14 protein-coding genes are annotated in these 18,336 nt (G+C 41.1%); 8 read left to right on the forward strand and 6 right to left on the reverse strand.

The genetic code is table 11. From position 1 onward, the window contains the following. Positions 1 to 9 precede the first annotated feature (9 nt). From HPE56_RS16345 to hemH, 5 genes are all read right to left on the reverse strand, one after another. Positions 10 to 1,788, reverse strand: coding sequence for an arylsulfatase (locus HPE56_RS16345; protein ID WP_188244815.1), 1,779 nt, complete (start codon positions 1,786 to 1,788; stop codon positions 10 to 12). A 102-nt stretch (positions 1,789 to 1,890) separates the two neighbouring features. Further along, entirely contained in the window at positions 1,891 to 5,028 is a 3,138-nt protein-coding gene (locus HPE56_RS16350; RefSeq protein WP_188244816.1) for a VPS10 domain-containing protein, read from the reverse strand. Between the two features lie 104 nt (positions 5,029 to 5,132). After that, positions 5,133 to 6,236, reverse strand: a complete 1,104-nt coding sequence (locus HPE56_RS16355) for a lactonase family protein (protein WP_188244817.1) — start codon at positions 6,234 to 6,236, stop codon at positions 5,133 to 5,135. Positions 6,237 to 6,288: 52 nt separating this feature from the next. Next, positions 6,289 to 7,668, reverse strand: coding sequence for an MATE family efflux transporter (locus HPE56_RS16360; RefSeq protein WP_188244818.1), 1,380 nt, complete (start codon positions 7,666 to 7,668; stop codon positions 6,289 to 6,291). A gap of 162 nt (positions 7,669 to 7,830) precedes the next feature. Further along, on the reverse strand, positions 7,831 to 8,862 hold the full coding sequence (gene hemH / locus HPE56_RS16365) for a ferrochelatase (protein ID WP_188244819.1): 1,032 nt from the start codon (positions 8,860 to 8,862) through the stop codon (positions 7,831 to 7,833). A gap of 276 nt (positions 8,863 to 9,138) precedes the next feature. Here hemH and HPE56_RS16370 point away from each other — a divergent pair, with 276 nt between their 5' ends. Together HPE56_RS16370 and HPE56_RS16375 are read left to right on the forward strand one after the other, a co-directional pair. Continuing rightward, the gene (locus HPE56_RS16370) at positions 9,139 to 10,212 is read left to right on the forward strand and encodes a mechanosensitive ion channel family protein (RefSeq protein WP_188244820.1); all 1,074 of its coding nucleotides are present in this window, start codon (positions 9,139 to 9,141) and stop codon (positions 10,210 to 10,212) included. 41 nt (positions 10,213 to 10,253) lie between these two features. After that, complete coding sequence (locus HPE56_RS16375; RefSeq protein WP_188244821.1) at positions 10,254 to 11,099, forward strand: N-acetylmuramoyl-L-alanine amidase-like domain-containing protein; 846 nt, start codon at positions 10,254 to 10,256, stop codon at positions 11,097 to 11,099. Between the two features lie 210 nt (positions 11,100 to 11,309). Here HPE56_RS16375 and HPE56_RS16380 read toward each other — a convergent pair whose 3' ends face one another. Then, entirely contained in the window at positions 11,310 to 12,200 is an 891-nt protein-coding gene (locus HPE56_RS16380) for an AraC family transcriptional regulator (RefSeq protein ID WP_188244822.1), read from the reverse strand. A 199-nt stretch (positions 12,201 to 12,399) separates the two neighbouring features. Between HPE56_RS16380 and hemA the strand changes: the two genes are divergently transcribed. The 6 genes from hemA to HPE56_RS16410 form a co-directional block, all read left to right on the forward strand. Continuing rightward, positions 12,400 to 13,656, forward strand: a complete 1,257-nt coding sequence (gene hemA / locus HPE56_RS16385; protein ID WP_188244823.1) for a glutamyl-tRNA reductase — start codon at positions 12,400 to 12,402, stop codon at positions 13,654 to 13,656. After that, positions 13,653 to 15,233: a hydroxymethylbilane synthase gene (hemC, locus tag HPE56_RS16390; protein WP_188244824.1), complete on the forward strand. Its 1,581-nt coding sequence runs from the start codon at positions 13,653 to 13,655 to the stop codon at positions 15,231 to 15,233. The genes hemA and hemC overlap by 4 nt, the downstream gene beginning before the upstream one ends. 41 nt (positions 15,234 to 15,274) lie before the next feature. Beyond that, entirely contained in the window at positions 15,275 to 15,637 is a 363-nt protein-coding gene (locus HPE56_RS16395) for a four helix bundle protein (RefSeq protein WP_188244825.1), read from the forward strand. Between the two features lie 30 nt (positions 15,638 to 15,667). Further along, positions 15,668 to 16,699 carry a uroporphyrinogen decarboxylase gene (gene hemE, locus HPE56_RS16400; protein ID WP_188244826.1) on the forward strand — a complete coding sequence of 344 codons (1,032 nt, stop codon included), beginning with the start codon at positions 15,668 to 15,670 and terminating at the stop codon, positions 16,697 to 16,699. A gap of 18 nt (positions 16,700 to 16,717) precedes the next feature. After that, positions 16,718 to 17,287 carry a GNAT family N-acetyltransferase gene (locus HPE56_RS16405; RefSeq protein ID WP_188244827.1) on the forward strand — a complete coding sequence of 190 codons (570 nt, stop codon included), beginning with the start codon at positions 16,718 to 16,720 and terminating at the stop codon, positions 17,285 to 17,287. Between the two features lie 83 nt (positions 17,288 to 17,370). Then, positions 17,371 to 18,336: transposase (locus HPE56_RS16410; RefSeq protein WP_188244828.1), on the forward strand; the 966-nt coding region annotated here is incomplete at its 3' end.

Below are 18,336 nucleotides of genomic sequence, written 5' to 3' on the forward strand. Positions count from 1 at the left end.
ATTGAAGTGTTATTGGTCTTGGTCAACCTTTTGAATTTCGACCCAAAATGGGAATATTTTTTTATTTCCTACCGCATAAAATGGAATTAAATCGCAATCCATCTTAGGCAATTGCACATTGGTCATTTCTATATATTCAGTGTTATCGATCTCATTTTTCAGCTGATCGATCCTACCTTTCGTTTCTAGGAACATAGTTCCTCCTTTAGGGACTGGTTTTACAAACCTAAATTTGATATTGTAACTTCCTTCCGCTATGGATACATCCCATTTTCCATAAATTTCCTCTTGGTCCCAAATACCCCTTTCCCCGCCTGCATCATTTCTATTCAAAAAAACAGGGTTTTCATGTTCACTACCGATAAGGATCTTGGGTTGATTCAAGATATTTTCAGATGCCATCAATTCATTGAACATACCGTCCAAATCGGTTTTAAGTGATTCTGCCAATTCCTTTTTATCCTGAATTAAATTATGCTGTTCATAAGGGTCATCCTTGATATTGAAGAGTTCAAAATCCTCGATTTGGGCATTATAGTCCGTATGTCCCACCAATTTATATGGCCCTCGTTGCAGCGCCATATTTTGATATAGTACAGGGTATCGCCTCGTCCAATAAAAAAACAAGGACCGATCTTTACTTTGGACTTTCTTTTGTTCTATAAGTGGTATCAAGCTCTTTCCATCGATTTTTCGGTCTTCAGGAATTTTTACCTTACAGAGTTCTGAAATCGTTGGAAGCACATCGATATGGGCCGTTGTAGCCTCAATATTTTTATCTCCTTTCCATTTATCCGGATATCTCAGGTAGAAAGGAACCCGTACGCCCCCTCTATACACACTTCCTTTTCTTCCCCGCATACCTGCAACATATCTAATTTGTTGGGGGCCATTATCCGTCATAAAAATTACGAGGGTATTATCCGCAATATTCAACTCTTCAAGCTTTCGTAGGAGCTTTCCAATATTATCGTCAATATTGGAAACCATAGCATAAACCTTACGGGCATCTTCCTTATCGCGTTCGCTCATTTCAACAAAGGGCCTTGGGTCGTCTTCAAATCCAGAGGACGGGTCAATATCCCGATACTGTTGATAATACTTGTCAGGGACCTGTAAAGGTGTATGGGGAGCATTAAAGGCTAAATAGCAGAAAAAGGGCTGTTGATGGTTCTTTTCAATAAAATCTATCGCCTCACTAGCAAAAATATCACTGCAATAACCCTCATAAGCTTCTTGTTTGCCATTATGCCAGAGTACAGGGTCAAAATAACTGCGGTTTCCTTGAAAAAACGTCGTGAAATCACCCACTTGGCCCATACCTCCAGAAAGATGGATCAACGACTCATCAAAACCTTGATCCATAGGTCGGGACGGATAATTATCCCCTAAATGCCACTTACCGAAGATTCCCGTTTTGTAATCTACTTGTTTCAATAGTTCTGCAATGGTCACTTCATTGGAAGCCATAATCGCACCGCCATTATAGGTATCACGTACCCCTGTTCTCAAGGAATATCTCCCCGTCATTAGACTGGCCCTGGTCGGGGCACAGACCGGTGAAACATAAAAATCATTGAAACGGATACTTTCCTCGGCGAAAGCATCGATATTGGGTGATTTTACATGTGGATTTCCGGTATAACCCAAATCACCATACCCTTGATCATCGGTTACGATTATAATGACATTTGGCCGCTCGGATTTTTGGGCATGCATTACCCTTGTACCAAAGCACACACTTGTAAGAATGCACAGGGTGTTGAAAATAAAATGGACACGCTTCATTTCAGTTACTTTATTTTAAAGAGGTCTCGACTACGCTCGACCTGACAGTTTTAATGTTAATTCAACATTTGTTGATTGACCGAAAATCAAAAAACAACCATATCAATCCTCAACAAAAAGATAATTCAATTTTAACGCATTGAATGCTGCATTGAATTCCTTAAGCTCTTTGTCTACAACGGCATTATATGTTTTAAGCTCTTTATTGATCTGGGCGGTCAATTCATTCTTCACAGCAACATCCTGGTCGGTTGGTGGAAAATCATCAATCGATACCAGACTGTTCAAATGGCCCAATTTATTATTCAAGCGAATAGGGAAATTGAGGGGGTCTTGTCCACTCCTGTTTTTTGTCTGATATAAAGCTTTTTCTACGGTTGCTAGACTTTCTTTCATTTTTTTGGCTTTCACCACCAAATCCTTGGTTTGTTCATTGTCTTTATACTGCTTTGTAAACGCATCCAATTGTTTGGTGATCTTCCTTATTTTTTCAATGGATTGATGTGCTTTTTCAATCGTCGTATTGATATCGGTTATAAAATCGAACTGCTTTTGCATAGCGTCTACCGAAACCTCAGCCCTAGGATCAGGAAGTATCTTAAAGGTTTCCGAGGAGGATACCCCATTCACGTTCAAATGTACTTTATACTCACCGGGCACGGCCTTGGCCCCCTCTAAACTGGCCCACCAAAGAATCATTCCTTCCAGTTTCTTGGCCCCTTTGCCCCGGGTGTCCCAAACAAAGGTATTACCTCCCTTTTCAACCTCCAGTTTTTTGTCTTTCTCCTTTGCCGAATTACTATAGGTTGCCAAGGTATCCCCGTCCATTGAAGTAAATGTTAGACTGATGCTATCTTTCTCAGTAAGATCCTTCAAATAAAAATGGGTAATAACCCCATTCGGGTGATTGGCCCCCTCGGTCTTTGATGGCGTTTTTAATGTTTTACCCTTGGTTCTATAGGAATCTTTGGGTTTATATAAAATTGAGTTCGAACTTTTCTTACCGGCATCCAGTTGGTGTAAAACCGTAAGATCATCAATGATCCACAAACTACGGCCTTGGGTAGCTACGATTAGATTATCATCCTTAATGGTTAAATCGGTAATCGGTACTATGGGTAAATTCATTTGGAAGGGTGTCCATCTGGCCCCATCATCGAAGGAAATGTACATACCGGTTTCCGTACCTGCATATAACAACCCCTTGCGTTTAGGGTCTTCACGAACAACACGTGTAAAATGCTCATTATTTATACCATTCGTTATTTTTATCCAAGTTTTACCATAATCCGTGGTTTTGTATAGGTAGGGTTGAAAATCGCCCAATTTGTATCTCGTTGCCGCCACATAACACGTACCCTCATCAAAAGCAGATGGCTCAATACTATTGATCATGTTCCATTCAGGCATATTTGATGGGGTTACATTCTCCCAACTGACGCCACCGTCCTTGGAAATATGGACCAGTCCGTCATCACTACCTACCCATAACAAACCTTCTTTTAACGGACTTTCATTCGCCGCAAAGATGGTACAGTAATATTCAACACTGGTATTGTCCTGTGTAATAGGTCCTCCACTGGAAACCAATTTGGTAGGATCATTTCTCGTAAGGTCACCGCTTAACAATTTCCAACTTTGGCCTTCATTTTCAGTGACATGAACATGGTTCGAAAATGCATATAACTTTTTAGGATTGTGTTTACTGAACATGATTGGGAAATTCCATTGAAAACGGTATTTCATTCCCTCTGCACCATGACCCATAGGGTTATCTGGCCAAACATTGATACCCCGTGCAGTCTTCCTCGCATGGTTTACGCGGGTTAGGAAACCATCATAACTTCCACCATACACAATATCGTTGTTCAATGGGTCTACGGCTATCGTGGCAGACTCCCCTCCAGCAGTTTCTTCCCAATCGTCATCGGTGATACTTCGCCCATCACTGCGATGTTTGATCCGTATGGTAGAATTATCCTGTTGGGCCGCATAAATGCGATACGGAAAAGAATTATCCGTCGTAACCCTATAAAATTGGGCAGTGGGCTGGTTGTAATACGTACTCCATGTTTCGCCCCCATCATAGGAAATCTGTGCCCCTCCATCATCGCCAATGATCATACGTTGGCCATTTTCGGGCGCTATCCAAAGATCATGGTGATCGCCATGGGGAGCGTTAAAAGTTTTGAAGGTTTTACCCCCATCAGTCGATTTATGGTAATTTACATTGAGTACATACACCACATCCGCATCCTCAGTATCGGCATAAACACGGGTATAGTACCAAGCCCTTTGCCTTAATTTACGTTCACTATTTACCTGCGTCCATTTTTCACCTCCATCATCAGAGCGGTATAACCCACCTTTTTCCTTATTCTCCACGATGGCCCAAACCCGATCGGAATTTTTGGGAGAGACCGTTACTCCTATAATGCCCAAGGTATCTTTTGGGAAACCTTCATTTTTAGAGATTTCTTTCCAGGTTTCGCCACTATCGTTACTTTTCCAAAGGGCGGAACCATCACCACCACTGCTTAAACTATATGGGGTTCTTTTTGCCCGCCAAGTGGATGCATACAATATACGCGGATTATTGGGGTCGAAAGTCAAGTCAACAGCACCTGCTTGATCATTGACAAATAATTTTTTTACCCAGGTTTTACCCCCATCGGTACTTTTATAGATACCCCTATCTTGGGTAGGCTTGTAAATATTCCCAAGAACGGCAGCATACACTGTATTGTAATCTGTAGGATGTATGCGTATTCTGGGCACATGCCGACTATTTTTCAATCCGGCCGAGGTCCATGTTTTGCCGGCATCCTCGGTTTTCCAAACACCGTAACCGGAAGACACATTCCCTCGCAATGTTTTTTCACCACCCCCTACATAAATGACATTGGGGTCGCTTTTGGCCACTTCCACGGCACCGATACTACCCCCAAAATAACCATCGGAGATATTGTCCCAGCTTCGGCCACCATCCGTGGTTTTCCAAACACCACCCCCAGTGGCCCCAAAGTAGAAAAGGTTGGGCTCTCCAGGAACGCCGGTCACCGCAGCAGAACGCCCTCCACGGAATGGCCCGATCAAACGGTAGTCCAGACTTGAGTATAGTTCTTCAGGATATTCAGGGGTTGTGGTAGCTGACTTCTTTTTTCTTTGGGCTGAATTTACTGTTGGAAATAGGAAAAAGGCCAGCATAAGAATGCTCGCCCAGGTGTAGTGGTTTTTCATTTTTTAGAAGGTTCTGGTTCGTGAAGACTAAAAGTAAGGAATAAATAAAATTCCATTGAGGATTCCTCAATCAAATTAATCTTTTGAACGCATTAAATCCTATTCTACTCCAAAAACTCCAAACAAACGGGACTCGGCAATTCGTATTCATGAAGAAAACTTAAGGTTCCAGCAGTTATATCCCTCTTAAAAACAGTTATATTGTTACTGCGTTGGTTGGCGACCAAAAGATAATTGCCACTTGGATCCAACCTAAAATTACGGGGCCAATCGCCCTTTACACTTTCCCTGCCTACCAAACTAAGTTTGCCGGTGGTTTGGTCCACTTTAAAAATCACGATGGTATTCTCCCCGCGATTGGAACCATAAAGAAATTGTCCATCACTTGATAGATGGATATCCGCACAAAAACTTTCCCCTGAAAAATCCTTGGCCAAGGTTGAAAGGGATTCAACTTCTCCATAGTTCCCTTTTTCATTTCTATGGAGGACCGTAATCGTCGAATTCAACTCACTGATTACGTAAAGGTATTGACCGTCTTGCCCAAAGGAAAAATGTCTGGGCCCGGCCTTAGGTACCATATCCAATGAAGGCTGATCTGCAGGAACAAATTCATTCCCTACCCATTGGTAGCGCTTAATGGCATCGAGTCCTAAATCGGCAACAAAGAGTCCGTCTTCAGTAAATTGGGCTGAATGCACATGCGAGGTTTTAAGGGTGTCCAACACCTTATGGTCGATGAATTGGGGACTGGGACGTAGTGCGCCATCATCATCCAATCCAAAAATCGTAAGACTACCGCCCGTATAACTTGAGGCCGCTAAAAAACGACCATCTTTAGATAATCCGATATGACAGGGATGTGCCCCAACCGTGGCATTGGAATTGATTTTTACCAAGCTATCCCCATCAATACGAAAAGCGGCAACCCCTCCACTGGAATTTTCATACCTATCGGTTTCTTCAACGGCATATAGATACTTCTTATTTGGTGAAACCTTCACAAAGGATGGGTTTCCTACCTCTGCAGCCAATTTCTTATGACTAAGTTCCCCTGTATTGGCATCGAAATGATAACTATAGATACCTTCGCTACCATTTTCGGTATAAGTGCCCACAAAAAGGGTTTGGGTTTTCTGGGTTTGTTCTTCTTTACATCCGATAACGAATAGAAAAATGCTTAAAAGTGGAACGTGGTACTTCTTCATGGGTTGGAATAATTTAGACTTTAAAAATAACAACTTAAATCGAGAATGTTGGTTACCTATCCAGATCCCTTTTCACTTCGCGCCTTAAATAAAAACCTGTGACCAATGTAGCAAGGACATCGGATATCGGAAAGGCAACCCACACCCCAAATTCACCTAAATAATTAGGTAATATCAATATTAACGGTATAAAAAAGAACCCTTGTCGGGTCAATGTCAGCAATAAGGCAGGTACCGCCTTGCCAATGGCCTGAAAATATGCCGCACCGATCAATTGCAGGGCAATAATCGGGGTCGCTGCAAAAACCAATCGCATGGCGGAAGGGGCATGCTCCAAAACAAAGGCATTGGTAGCCAATTCAAAAGCGGACATGTCGGGTTTACTACTCAAAAACAAGGAAGCAATTTCGGCAGGGAAAACCATGAGTCCGACAAAAACCAGCGTTGCCATAAGGGCCGCATATTTAATGGCCGTAAATATCGATTCCTTGACCCGTTCATATCTATGGGCGCCATAATTATAGCCTGCAATGGGTAAAAAGCCTTGGGTAACCCCAAATACGGGAAAAAGGGCAAACATGAGCATGCGACCCACGATGGCATAGACCGCTACCATGGCCTCACCACCCAAATCGAATAGAATATTGTTCATCAACAAGTAGATAACACTCACTACGGCTTGTCTCGATAGGGTAACAAAACCCAAGGAACCAATTTCCTTTAGGATATGGGATTTCAATCTTAAATGGCTCCAATTGACCTTGAGTTCCGAATTTTTGGAAACAAAAAAGTACAACACATAGGCAAAACAAAGCACATACCCTATGGAAGTCGCCCAAGCGGCACCTGCCATTCCCCAATCAAAAACATTGATGAAAAAATAATCCATTATTAAATTACCCACTGATGGGATAATCATGGCGATCATGGCGAATTTAGGTTTCCCTTCGGCCCGAATAACCGTATTGCCCATCATACATAAGGCTAGAAAAGGCACTCCGCAAACCACGATGATATAGTACACTTTGGCAGGGTCAAAAATGGCGCCCTTACCGCCAAACGCGGGAATTAGTCCATCAACAAACACCAAACCAAGCGTGACCATAATGGTAGTGACCAAAAGGGTCAGGGTAATCTGGTTCCCGAAAGTCTGTAGGGCTTTTTCCTTATCATCGCCACCCAAGGCCCGGGAAATAATACTAGATCCCCCGATACCGATGGCCATTCCCAAGGCACCGATAAAGAAAGATACGGGTAAGACCACATTGATTGCGGCAATGGCGATGGAACCGATCCAATTACCCACAAAGATGGAATCAACCAAAACGTTCAGGGACATGACCAAAATACCTATGGAAGCTGGTACCGCTTGTCTTACAAGCAGTTTTCCTATGGATTCTGTACCAAGTTGGTCTGATGTTACTTTTGCCATCGTTTACTCAAATATTTTTTAAGACCCATAAGGTGTTAGAGAGGCTTGGGCATTCCTTGTAGGTCTACACCATACAATTATTTATTGACGATTGGAAACAGGGCCGTCATCAGAATTACATAAAGTCCATCTGTTATGCGACCCCTTCCTACAGGTCATTTATTATACAGGCAAAGCCCCCGTGTTCTGCCAATTATTAATCCAACCGGCCATAACCTTTACCCAGTCATCACTATCATTCAAACATCCTATGTGCTTATAGTCCTCTCCTCCCGCTTCTTCAAACTGGTGTTTTCCTTCCATTGCGATTTCTTCCAAAGTTTCGAGACAATCCGCTACAAAAGCCGGGGTTACGACTACCAATCGTTTTTTACCCTCTTTGGCCAAACGTTCAAACTCAAAATCGGTAAAAGGCTTTAACCATGGATCATTGGGCAATCGTGATTGGAATGAGACACTGAATTTATCCCGATGCAACCCTAAATATTCGGTAACCCTTCTCGTGGTATCGTAACATTGATGCCGATAACAGGTGTTATGGGCCACGGAATTGGTGGTACAGCATTTTCCATCGATCTTACAGTGGAATTTTGTAGGGTCCGATTTTCGAATATGCCGTTCAGGAATACCATGATAAGAAAACAACACGTGGTCATATTCAAAATCCTTTAACCCTTCAGCTATACTTTCGGACAAAACCTTAATATAATCGTCATTCTTATAAAATGCAGGTAACGTTGTCAAATGCATTTTCGGAAAATATTTTTCTTGTTCCTCCATGGTTTTTACCACAACGGTCTCAAAGGAAGACATGGCATATTGTGGGTACAAAGGCACGAGCAATACCTCATCGACCCCCTTATCGTTCAATTCCTGAAGTGCATTTTTTATCGTGATGCTACCATACCGCATACCCAAGGCCACAGGAATTTCAACGTGCTGCTTCACTTTTTCCGAAAAGCGCTCAGAAATAACGATTAAGGGGGAACCTTCTTCCCACCATATCTTTTTATAGGCTTCCGCTGATTTTTTAGGCCGTGTTTGCAAGATTATCCCGCGAACGATGATGTTGCGTAACCAATTGGGAACGTCAATCACACGTTCGTCCATCAAGAATTCATCCAAATAAGGTTTCACATCCTTTGCTGTAGGGCTATCCGGAGACCCTAGGTTCACCAATAAAACTCCTTTCATACATTGCTTTTTTAGCGGGAGAAACCCCCGATTTGCTTCTATGTCCCTTTCCCAAACTTCCAAAAAACCGAACGGTTTAAACTCGTCTTAGGAAGAAAAATATTGAAGACAATCAATAAGAACGGAACAAAAATAGGCCTTGTAAAAAAACTAAACCCATTCTCTTGCCATAAGTTTCTTATGTGACTATGGGGAAAATCTATTTTTCACATGGATTTAACATCTTTTGGGGTCAATTTCATTAAGTTTTGATGAGCAACCCTTAAATACAGGATAATGTTAGATTCTATTTTGAAAAATTCCGCCAACCCATCACTGCTTTATGTGATTATTGCGTTTTTCCTAATTCTCGCGGTATATTTCACTCTTGTTCAACTTCTGCGAAGGTTTGGTAAAAACCCGGATTATATTATTCCAAGGCACGCTTTTAAAAAAGTAACCTTTCCTTTATTCGTTATTCTATTTTCATTCCTTGTACGTATGGAATCCCTTCGTGATGTACTAGGGCTTCATGATTACGCCTACGGATTTAGGAAAACCAGTACCCTTATGTTCATTTTCGGTGCGACTTGGTTGATCTTGAATATTATCAAAATCATTAAGAATAGGGTCGTTGAAAAATATGACATCCATACATCGGACAACCTAAAGGCCCGTAAAATAAGGACACAGTTCAACATCTTGGAACGGATTGTGGTTTTTGTCATTATCATTCTTGCCATAGGCATCGCTCTAATGAGCTTTGAAGGTATCCGTGAAATCGGGGTGAGTATTTTTGCTTCGGCCGGGGTCGCGGGAATCATCATCGGTTTTTCGGCCCAAAAAATGATCGGTACCATTTTAGCCGGCATACAGATTGCCATTACACAACCCATTAAAATCGATGATGTGGTTATCGTCGATGGCGAATGGGGCCGAATCGAGGAGATTACGCTGACCTATGTCGTTATCGCAATATGGGACAAACGAAGATTGGTGGTACCTTCGACCTTTTTTATTGAAAATTCCTTTCAAAACTGGACAAAGACCTCATCGGACATCCTTGGAACGGTTTTTCTTTATACTAATTACAATGTGCCCGTTGATGCCCTTCGAAAGGAATTGACACGAATCCTGGAATCGTCCGAGCTATGGGACGGAGCGGCCAACAACGTACAGATTACAGATTCAAAGGCCAATTACGTTGAGTTGCGGGCCATGATGAGTGCCAAGGATTCTTCAATGGCTTGGGATCTTCGTGTACTCGTCCGCGAAAAACTGATTGGTTTCCTTCAACAAAATTACCCGGAGAGCCTTGCGCACACCCGAGTTTACCTGAACCAAACGGAAGCCTTGGAAAACGAAGGTTAATGGCATCCTTTTTGCTATTTTTGTTATCTAACCTCAAGAACATGCAAAAAGCCATATATTGTTTTTTACTCCTAACCTTGGTAACGATTACCAATGGGATTGCCCAACAAATCACCTGTTCCCTTCAAGACAAAGCGGCTTTTGAGGATAAGATCATCGAGATTGATGGCCTGCTTGAAAAAGATCTAGGACAAACTATGGTCGCGGTGGGTAAAACCTTCCTAGGCACGGAATATGTGGCCAAAACCTTGGAGGTTGGGGATACGGAAACCCTTGTGGTCAATTTTCATGGACTCGATTGTACGACCTTCGTTGAAAATGTATTGGCTTTTACCTTGATGCTAAAAGAAGGAAAGACCGATTTTGAATCCTTTACCAAGAACCTTGAAACTATTCGGTATAAGGATGGAAAGCTCGATGGGTATGCATCACGCCTTCACTATTTTTCGGAATGGATCGCCAATAATGGGCAAAAAGGACTGATCAGGGATATTACCACTGAAATCGGAGGAATGGAAATTACTAAGGATATCAATTTCATGAGTACCCATAGGAATCTATATCCCTTTTTAAAAGATGACGTGAATTTTCAAAAAATCAAGGAATCCGAAAACTTCTTGAACAACCAAGCCCTATGTATTTTACCCCAGGAAGAAATTGAGGCCAATGAACTTATGATCCAATCGGGTGATATAATTGCCTTGACCACATCGATCAAAGGCCTTGATATTACCCATACCGGAATTGCATCCAGGGAAAAGGATGGTCGGATCCACCTTTTGCATGCCTCCTCATCAGGTGAGGTGAAAATTTCCGAACTGCCCTTGGTCGATTACCTCAAAAAAATAGGGAAGAATACAGGGATTATGGTGGCCAGGATCGAATGACCACACATATACGGCCAGGGAAACATACCCATTGGTCTCTTCATGGACTTTTATAAAGCCTTAAAGTCACAAGTTGTGTTTTTCCCCGATATTATAGGTCATATATCACTTGTCTATATCCCATCAATGCTTATGTCCCTTACCCTATAACCGACTGACCGGTCTAAAACGTTCAAATCTGCAGCAGCGTGAAACCTCTTGGGGTTTTCATTACGATTTCGATAATGACATCACATATTTCTTGGGTGTGGTCCCATATTTTTTCTTGAAAGCCGCAATAAAATGACTCGATGTACTATAGCCTACCTTCATTCCGACCTCATTGACATTATTTTGACCCAATTCCAATAACCTACGGGCGTGTTCCATTTTATAATCAAACAGGAAACTATATACAGAATCCCCATAAATCTGTTTAAAACCTTCCTTCAATTTTTTTAGACTTAACCCTATTTGTTGGGCCAGTTCGGGTAAAGAAGGCGGTTCGGCCATTTGGGCGATCATGATTTCCTTGGCCTGACGAATTCGTTTCACATTGTCCTCATCGACCAAAAACGGACATTGTTCCAAATCGGCATCGGTACTTTTATTAAAATAGAGCGAAATCAATTCATAGACCTTCCCCATGATATACAATTCCTTTATCGACGGATGCAGGTTATAATTCATGATCTGACTCAACACCACGGCAATGGCCGGGGAAACTTCCTCTTGGGCGTAATACTTTTTCTCTTTGTTCTCATTACTTAAAAAAGGGATATAATCCGCCTCATTTGAAAATAGGGAATGGAACTTACGAATGGTCATTACTACGGATACAATCCAGGAATTGGGTGCCATTTCCATATTCATCGGTAGGTCGACCTGGGTGTTGTACAACAATAAGGAATTTTCCTCGGACACCTCAAGCGCATACATGCCTTCATTAAAAATGAATTTTGCATGTCCTTTCAAACAAAAATGAAATTGGATAAAAGTACTATCGATCTCACGAATAACCCGCTGTTTTACAAGAGAATCATTCTGAACCTTCAATACATAAAAACCATCTTCGATCAACACTTCGGTGTAGGATCCTTGAGCGACATTTTCTTTTTCCATACTATAAATATTTTTCTTTTTTATTTAGAATAAATCTAAATAATAATAGGGTCAATCACCGTATTCCCTATAAAATCATGGTTTAACGGCAATTTACAACGAATTAGGATTAAAATCCCGAATTTCGATACTAATTGTTCCTCTAGCGTTATATTTATTTGAATGATGCCTTTAATTTTGTGCCCGTTCGAACAGATTTATGAAGGAGTACCACATATCAAAACACAATTCATTCTATACGATAGGCCTAAACTATAAAAAGGCCGATGCGCATATTCGTGGTAAATTCAGCCTCGATGAAGCTGCTATGGAAAACCTATTGACACAAGCCAAAGAACAGGGACTAGATGGGTTATTGGTTACTTCTACCTGTAACCGTACGGAATTACATGGGTTTGCCCAACATCCTTTTCAGTTGATCAAATTACTTTGCGACAATACCCAGGGTACTATTGAAGAGTTTCAAGAAGTGGCCTATGTGTATAAGAACAACGATGCCATTTCCCATTTGTTTCGTGTAGGTACTGGTTTGGACAGTCAAATTTTGGGTGATTTTGAAATCATAAGCCAATTACGGCAAAGTTTCAACCGTTCCAAGAGGCATGATATTGCCAATCCGTTTATTGAAAGACTTACCAATTCCGTGATCCAGGCAAGTAAACGTATCAAAAATGAAACTGAGCTCTCCTCGGGAGCCACCTCTGTAGCGTTTGCGTCAGTACAATACATCCTTCAGAATGTTGAGGACATCTCCAACAAGAGTGTACTACTTTTTGGTACTGGGAAAATTGGAAGGAACACTTGTGAAAACCTCATCAAACATACCCAGAACTCGAAAATAACCTTGATCAACCGAACAAAGACCAAAGCCGAGAAAATTGCGGGTAAATTCAATTTGGTGGTTAAAGACCATGGTGATTTACAGACCGAAATACGAAATACCGATGTTTTGGTAGTCGCCACAGGCGCGCAATCGCCCACAATTTCAAAGGATTTGATCTATACAAAGAAACCCTTGTTGATTCTTGATCTGTCTATACCCAAAAATGTTTCAGATGATGTCGCTGAATTGGAACATGTAACGGTGATCCATTTAGATCATTTATCCCAAATGACGGATAAGACCTTGGCACGTAGAAAACAGTTTATCCCGCAGGCGGAAACCATCATTGAAGAAATTAAGCGTGAGTTCATACAATGGTTGGAAACCCGAAAATTCGCTCCTGTAATCAAGGCGTTAAAAAATAGATTGAATACCATGAAAGAGGAAGAGCTCGATTACCAATCGAAAAAGCTTTCCAATTTCAACACCGAACAGGCCGATGTTATTTCTGACCGTATCATTCAAAAAATAACAAAACAGTTTGCAAATCATTTAAAGGATGCCAATGGGGATGCCGACGATAGTCTTGAGCTGATCCAAAAAGTCTTTCAGTTAGAAATAAATTCCCAATGAGTAAAATTATTAGAATAGGCACCCGCGATAGTGAATTGGCACTATGGCAGGCGAATACCGTTAAAAAAAATCTAGAAGCTCTAGGTCACCAAACCAAACTTGTCCCTGTAAAATCCACAGGGGATTTGGTGCTGAACAAGCCCCTTTATGAAATGGGGATCACAGGTATTTTTACCAAGACCCTGGATATAGCCATGCTTAATGGTGATATCGACATTGCGGTACACTCCATGAAAGATGTACCCACAGCCTTACCAAAAGGTATTGTACAGGCAGCGGTATTGAAAAGAGCCAATTATCTGGATATTCTTGCCTTTAAAGACAATGAGGAATTTCTTGGGAGTAGGGATGCCGTTATAGCTACCGGGAGTCTAAGAAGGAAAGCACAATGGCTGAACAGATACCCGACCCATACAGTCGTGGACATACGCGGTAACGTGAATAGCCGTATGCAAAAATTAATGGACAATGATTGGAACGGAGCTATTTTCGCAGCAGCCGGTTTAGATCGGATTGGATTGGAACATGAACACACTATTGGACTCACTTGGATGCTACCTGCGCCCGCACAAGGTGCTATTATGGTGGTGGCATTAGAAAATGACGAGTTTGTCCGTGAAGCCTGTGCCGAACTGAATCATGAACCTACCGCCATTTGTACCCAACTGGAACGTGAGTTCCTTAGACTCCTTGAAGGTGGATGTAGCGCCCCAATAGGAGCCTTGGCCTATATCAACAATGAGGATGAGGTTACCTTTAAAGGCGTATTGTTATCTGTAGATGGTACGAAAAAATTGGAGGGGGAATTCACGGCTCCCCTTGGGAAACATGAAAACCTAGGACGCGATTGTGCCAATAGTATCTTAAGTCGGGGCGGCAAGAACCTGATGGGCGAAATACAGCGAGATACAGATAGTATTGAAATATTCTCCACGAAAAAATTAACGCAAGATCAGCGATTTTTATTTAAAAATGACCTTGAGGTAGATTCGGAAGATTTTATTAAAACGAGTCCGAACCGTATTCCGGCCAAAATTTTGAAGGCCAAAATGCAAAATGTGATCATTACAAGTCAAAATGCCGTTGAAGCCTTATTGACCAATGTGAGTGCCAACGATTTTCAATTCGAAAACATTTATTGTGTTGGACGCCGTACTAGACGATTGATTGAGAGCCGCATAGGAAAAGTGAAACATTTTGAGAAAAATGCCAAGAAATTGGCAGACTACCTGGTGGACCATTTGGAGGGGATCGAAGTTACCTATTTCTGTAGCAACCTACGCTTGGATGATCTTCCCACAATTTTGGCCGACAATGGTATTACCGTCAATGAAATTGAAGCCTACAAAACCAAACACACCCCTGTTGAAGTACCCAAAAACGTAAAGGGCATACTCTTTTTCAGTCCCTCAACCGTTGAAAGCTTTTTAGAGCTGAACAAGGCTGATAAAAAAGCCTATTGCATTGGTGAAAGCACTGCAAAAAAAGCCAGGGAACATTTTTCTGAGGTTTATGTTGCCAAAATACCCAGCGTTGAAAGTGTTATTGATTTGGTAAATGAGGGTTATAATAAGTAGAATTTAGCCTTTGGCTGTAAGCCAATAGTACAAAATACTATATGAGGGATTTTAGGAAACTTGACATCTGGAAAAACGGAATTGAATTGGTAAAACAAATTTATATTCTATATGAAAACTTGCCCAATGAAGAGAAATTCGGTCTAAGGGCTCAAATTACCAGAGCTGCGGTTTCTGTTCCTTCAAATATTGCTGAAGGTTGTAGTAGAAATAGTGAAATTGAATTTAAACGCTTTCTAGAAATAGCAATAGGCTCCCTTTTTGAAATTGAAACCCACCTGCTAATTTTCAAAGAACTGTGTTTAATAGCACCTGAGAATTTAGAACCTATCCTAGTCTCAATTACTAAGGAAGAAAAAATGACCAATAGTCTAATTACGAAAATAAAAACGCCCAAAAGCTAATAACCTATAGCTTAAAGCAAAAAGATACTTATGAAAAACGACTTATTCCTAAGAGCTTTAAAAGGTGAAACTGTTGATAGACCTCCCGTTTGGATGATGCGCCAAGCAGGACGTTACCTACCTGAATTTATTGAAATTCGGAAAAAATACGATTTCTTTACCCGATGCCAAACACCCGAATTGGCATCTGAGATAACCGTACAACCTATTCGAAGGTTCGGTATGGATGCCGCGATCTTGTTCAGCGATATTTTGGTCATCCCACAAGCGATGAACATCGAAGTGCAGATGAAACCCAATTTTGGACCTTATTTACCAAATCCTGTACAAACCCAAAAAGCGGTGGACAACGTAATTGTCCCAGACGTTCATGAGACGCTTAATTATGTAATGGAGGCCATTACCATGACAAAGGAAAAGTTGAACAACGAGGTTCCCTTGATAGGTTTTGCCGGTTCCCCATGGACCATACTTTGCTATTGTGTACAAGGACAAGGCAGTAAGACTTTTGATAAGGCCAAGGAATTTTGTTTTACACAACCTCTTGCCGCCCATCAGCTTCTGCAAAAAATAACCGATACTACCATCGCCTATTTAAAGGCAAAGGTTAAAGCCGGTGTAAATGCGGTGCAGGTTTTCGATTCGTGGGGAGGCATGCTTTCCCCTACCGACTACCAAGAATTTTCTTGGAAATACATCCAACAGATTATCGATGCATTAAAAGATGAGGCTCCGGTCATTGTCTTTGGTAAAGGCTGCTGGTTCGCTCTTAACGATATGGCTCAATCAGGTGCTGCAGCATTAGGTGTTGACTGGACCTGCTCCCCAAAAAATGCCCGTTATTTAACGGGAGGTAATATTACCCTCCAAGGTAATTTCGATCCGGCTAGATTATTATCCCCTCCTTCTGAAATCAAAAAGATGGTTACCCAAATGATCAATGAATTTGGTAAGGACAAATACATTGCCAACCTTGGGCATGGTATCTTACCTAATATTCCGTTAGAAAACGCAAAAGCATTTATTGATGCCGTAAAGGAATATAAGAGTCCAGTCCAATAATAAATCCCAGTAGGTTTAATGCTTCTTAATTTCGGTACGTATAATATAGAACCCATTCAAGAAAAAGACGCTTGGAAACTCTGTGATTTCGTCATATCAAATGCTGAGCGTCTTAAACGCTATTTCCCAAAAACCTTGGAGCAAAATTCAACCCCAGACATCGCTGCTATTTTCGTATCCAAAAAAGTAAAACAGTATTCCGCTAACCAAGAGTTCCTTTTTAAACTCACGGAAAAGGAGCATCGCACAATTATCGGACTCGTTTATATCAAAAATACCGATTGGAATAAAAAACAGGCTGAATTAGCCTATTGCATTGGTTATCAACATGAAGGAAAGGGTTATATTACGAAATCCGTAAAGGGGTTATCGACATATGCCTTTGACCATTTAGGCTTAACCACCCTACAGATTATTGTCCATAAAACCAATATGGGAAGCGTAAAAGTTGCAAGAAACAACGGTTTTACTTGGCAGAAAACGCTACTACAAGAGCATACCCCACCTGGTGAAGCCCCTTTGGATATGGAACTTTATGAATTAAGGAACAATAGTCCTGAACACCTCCCTAGAACTTCAAGGTTTTGAAAACCTTGTAGGTCTGAAATAAATTAGATAAGTTGTACTATCATATTTGGTTATATATTCCACACAAATAGAAAAAGTCAAGGATGAATCTGGAAAAGCTTGAAAAAGATAGGTATTACCATATTTATAATAGAGGTATAAATGGAGAAGCTATTTTTAATAATGAAGAAAACAAACGGTATTTTCTAGAATTAGCCAATAAGTATTTATCCGAAAAAGTAGCGGTATTGGCGTATTGTCTTTTGGGAAATCATTATCATTTGGCGATTCGGACATTATCTGATGAAAAGTCGGTAACACAAGCATTTTCCAATCTTTTCAATGCCTATGCCAAAGCCTTTAATAAGCGGGAAGGAAGAACAGGAAGTCTGTTTGAAAAACATTTTAAACGAATTTTAATCAATGATGAAAATTATCTAAGAAACTTAATCGTATATATCCATCTAAATCCCCAAAATCATGGTGTTTCTAAAGATTTTAGCACTTTTGGATTTTCTTCCTATCATTTATTTATAACGAAAGAAGGCAAAGAAATATTGAAGGTAAACCATGAAGAAACCTTAGCGCTGTTTGAAGATGTAGAAAATATGGAATATGTGCATCGCGAAAAACTTGGCAAGTCCGTTGGAATACCAGACCTACAAGGTTCTGGAAACCTTGCGGGTCACCCAGAGGATAAGAACCCTAACCGACATGAAATCGCAAACGGGAAAAAACAAGACCTGCAAGGTGTTGTCGACGAAGGAGACCTCCTTGTAGGTCTGAATACCGACGAAGAAAAAAGACCTGGCACCCAAAGGGATAACGGTATAAAAAAAGAGAACCATACGAAATCGGATCTACAAGGTTCTGGAAACCTTGCAGGTCTCCCGAAGGATAAGAACCCTAACCGACATGTAATCGCAAACGAGAAGAAACAAGACCTGCAAGGTGTTGTCGACGAAGGAGACCTCCTTGTAGGTCTGAATACCGACGAAGAAAAAAAACTTGGTACCCAAGGGGGTAACGGTAACGAAAAAGAAAACCATACGAAATTTGAAGTACAAGGT

Origin of the sequence: Maribacter aquimaris, assembly GCF_014596745.1 — a bacterium.
Lineage (GTDB): Bacteria > Bacteroidota > Bacteroidia > Flavobacteriales > Flavobacteriaceae > Maribacter_A > Maribacter_A aquimaris.

Excerpts from the sequence above, each read along its gene's own strand:
- HPE56_RS16345 (WP_188244815.1), bottom strand. The coding sequence starts at position 1,788 with ATGAAGCGTGTCCATTTTATTTTCAACACCCTGTGCATTCTTACAAGT.
- HPE56_RS16350 (WP_188244816.1), bottom strand. The coding sequence starts at position 5,028 with ATGAAAAACCACTACACCTGGGCGAGCATTCTTATGCTGGCCTTTTTC.
- HPE56_RS16355 (WP_188244817.1), bottom strand. The coding sequence starts at position 6,236 with ATGAAGAAGTACCACGTTCCACTTTTAAGCATTTTTCTATTCGTTATC.
- HPE56_RS16360 (WP_188244818.1), bottom strand. The coding sequence starts at position 7,668 with ATGGCAAAAGTAACATCAGACCAACTTGGTACAGAATCCATAGGAAAA.
- hemH (WP_188244819.1), bottom strand. The coding sequence starts at position 8,862 with ATGAAAGGAGTTTTATTGGTGAACCTAGGGTCTCCGGATAGCCCTACA.
- HPE56_RS16370 (WP_188244820.1), top strand. The coding sequence starts at position 9,139 with ATGTTAGATTCTATTTTGAAAAATTCCGCCAACCCATCACTGCTTTAT.
- HPE56_RS16375 (WP_188244821.1), top strand. The coding sequence starts at position 10,254 with ATGCAAAAAGCCATATATTGTTTTTTACTCCTAACCTTGGTAACGATT.
- HPE56_RS16380 (WP_188244822.1), bottom strand. The coding sequence starts at position 12,200 with ATGGAAAAAGAAAATGTCGCTCAAGGATCCTACACCGAAGTGTTGATC.
- hemA (WP_188244823.1), top strand. The coding sequence starts at position 12,400 with ATGAAGGAGTACCACATATCAAAACACAATTCATTCTATACGATAGGC.
- hemC (WP_188244824.1), top strand. The coding sequence starts at position 13,653 with ATGAGTAAAATTATTAGAATAGGCACCCGCGATAGTGAATTGGCACTA.
- HPE56_RS16395 (WP_188244825.1), top strand. The coding sequence starts at position 15,275 with ATGAGGGATTTTAGGAAACTTGACATCTGGAAAAACGGAATTGAATTG.
- hemE (WP_188244826.1), top strand. The coding sequence starts at position 15,668 with ATGAAAAACGACTTATTCCTAAGAGCTTTAAAAGGTGAAACTGTTGAT.
- HPE56_RS16405 (WP_188244827.1), top strand. The coding sequence starts at position 16,718 with ATGCTTCTTAATTTCGGTACGTATAATATAGAACCCATTCAAGAAAAA.